The organism is Kitasatospora sp. NPDC091257 (assembly GCF_044757675.1).
Taxonomy (GTDB): Bacteria; Actinomycetota; Actinomycetes; order Streptomycetales; family Streptomycetaceae; genus Kitasatospora; species Kitasatospora lactacystinica.
This window is the reverse complement of sequence record NZ_JBIVVI010001412.1, coordinates 1-2,096: the sequence shown is the minus strand read 5'-3', so window position 1 is coordinate 2,096 and position 2,096 is coordinate 1. Positions and strand designations below refer to the sequence as shown.

3 protein-coding genes and 1 pseudogene are annotated in these 2,096 nt (G+C 73.0%); all 4 read left to right on the top strand.

What is annotated here, in order from left to right; translation table 11 throughout:
- A partial coding sequence (gene moaC, locus ACIQOV_RS38835; RefSeq protein ID WP_401055536.1) for a cyclic pyranopterin monophosphate synthase MoaC occupies nucleotides 1–488 on the top strand: 488 nt, incomplete at its 5' end.
- On the top strand, nucleotides 485–1,018 hold the full coding sequence (locus ACIQOV_RS38830) for a molybdenum cofactor biosynthesis protein B (protein WP_401055535.1): 534 nt from the start codon (nucleotides 485–487) through the stop codon (nucleotides 1,016–1,018). The genes moaC and ACIQOV_RS38830, both read left to right, overlap by 4 nt.
- On the top strand, nucleotides 1,015–1,641 hold the full coding sequence (locus ACIQOV_RS38825) for a GNAT family N-acetyltransferase (RefSeq protein WP_401055538.1): 627 nt from the start codon (nucleotides 1,015–1,017) through the stop codon (nucleotides 1,639–1,641). Before ACIQOV_RS38830 ends, ACIQOV_RS38825 begins: the two co-directional genes overlap by 4 nt.
- A 150-nt stretch (nucleotides 1,642–1,791) precedes the next feature.
- A pseudogene (locus ACIQOV_RS38820) lies at nucleotides 1,792–2,096 on the top strand (hypothetical protein); the annotation flags it as partial.

Genomic DNA, 2,096 nt, shown 5'->3' with positions numbered 1-2,096 from the left:
CCCCCGGCGACCGCCTCACCCACGTCGACGACCAGGGCGCCGCCCGGATGGTCGACGTCTCCGAGAAGGCCACCACCGCGCGCACCGCGGTGGCGGCCGGCCGGGTGCGGGTCTCCCCGCAGGTGGTCGAGCTGCTGCGCGGCGAGGGCGTGCCCAAGGGCGACGCCCTCGCGGTGGCCCGGATCGCCGGGATCATGGGCGCCAAGAAGACCCCGGACCTGATCCCGCTCTGCCACCCGATCGCGGTCTCCGGCGTCAAGGTCGACCTCGCCGTCGCGGACGACGCGGTCGAGATCACCGCCACCGTGCGGACCGCCGACCGCACCGGCGTCGAGATGGAGGCGCTGACCGCCGTCGCGGTGGCCGGGCTGACTGTCGTCGACATGGTCAAGGCGGTGGACAAGGGTGCCACGATCGAGTCCGTCCGGGTGCTGAGCAAGACCGGCGGCAAGAGCGGCGACTGGTTCGCGCCGGAGGTGGACGCGTGACGGCGCCGGCCGGCGCGGTGCCCGCCGGGAGGGCGCTGGCCGTCACGGTGTCCAACCGGGCCTCGGCCGGGGTCTACGCGGACCGAGGCGGCCCGCTGCTGGTGGCCGGCCTGACCGCGATGGGCTTCACCGCCGACGGCCCCCGGGTCGTCCCGGACGGCGAGCCGGTGGAGGCCGTGCTGCGCGAGGCCGTCGCGGCCGGTTACGACGTGGTGCTGACCACCGGCGGCACCGGCATCTCGCCGATGGACCTCACCCCCGAGATGACCGCCCGGGTGATCGACCGGGTGGTCCCCGGCATCGCCGAGGCCATCCGTGCGTACGGCCGGGAGAAGGTGCCGACCTCGGCGCTCTCCCGCGGGCTCGCCGGGCTCGCCGGACGTACCCTGATCGTCAACCTGCCGGGCTCGACCGGCGGCGTCAGGGACGGCCTGGCCGTCCTGGAGCCGCTGCTCGCCCACGCCGTCGACCAGCTCGGGGGCGGGGACCATCCCCGGCCCGACGCCCCAGCGACCGGGAGAACCCACTGAACGCCGGCTGGCCGGTAGAACTCCACGAGGGGGACGTCGTGCTGCGCCCCATCCGGGCGCGCGACCAGCGCGAGTGGCAGGAGGTGAGCCGCCGCAACCGGGACTGGCTGCGCCGCTGGGAGGCCACCGTGCCGCCCGGCCCGGCGGGTCGGGTGAGCGGCCCCCGGCCGACGTACCGGCAGATGGTCCGCTTCCTGCGCGGCGAGGCCTCGGCCGGCCGGATGCTGCCCTTCGTCGTGCTCCACAAGGGCCGCCTGGTCGGCCAGTTGACCGTCGGCGGGATCACCTGGGGCTCGATGTGCTCGGCGAACATCGGGTACTGGGTGGACGAGGGCGTGGCCGGCCGCGGCATCATCCCGACCGCCGTGGCGCTTTCGGTGAACCACTGCTTCCGCACGCTCGGACTGCACCGGATCGAGGTCTGCATCCGCCCGGAGAACGGCCCGAGCCGGCGTGTGGTGGAAAAGCTCGGCTTCCGCTCGGAGGGAATCCGGCCGCGCTATCTCCACATCGACGGCGACTGGCGCGACCACCTCGTCTACGCGCTGACCGACGAGGAGGTCCCGGAGGGGATGCTGGAGCGCTGGCGGGCGCTCAGTTCCGGGCGCGAGCGCAGTAATTGAATACATGTTCGAAAGAAATATCGATATGGCATCGAAGGGGCACCGGACCCCCACAAATAGCGGCAAAATAGTCGGAGAATCAGCTTGATCACACGACACGCCGCGCCAAATTGCTGCCAGGCCTTCCCCGGCGCCCGTACGGTGTGAATCGTGAGCAGTAGCGGCCTTATCTACGCCGTCATCGTAGGGGCCTGGGCCGCCTATCTGGTGCCGATGTGGCTCCGCAGGCAGGACGAACTCAACGAGGCGCGCCCGACGGAACGCTTCAGCACCGCCATCCGCCTGCTGGCCGGGCGTTCGGGGCTGGAACGGCGGGCGGCCCGGGCCCTGGGCGACGAACCGCGTGACGGCGAACAAAGCGACGACGGTCCTCCCGAACGGGACGGGACCTCCTCCGGCGACCCCGCGCGGGAGCCCGAACCCCCGGTGCGGCGCCCGGCCGAACGGCCGGCCCC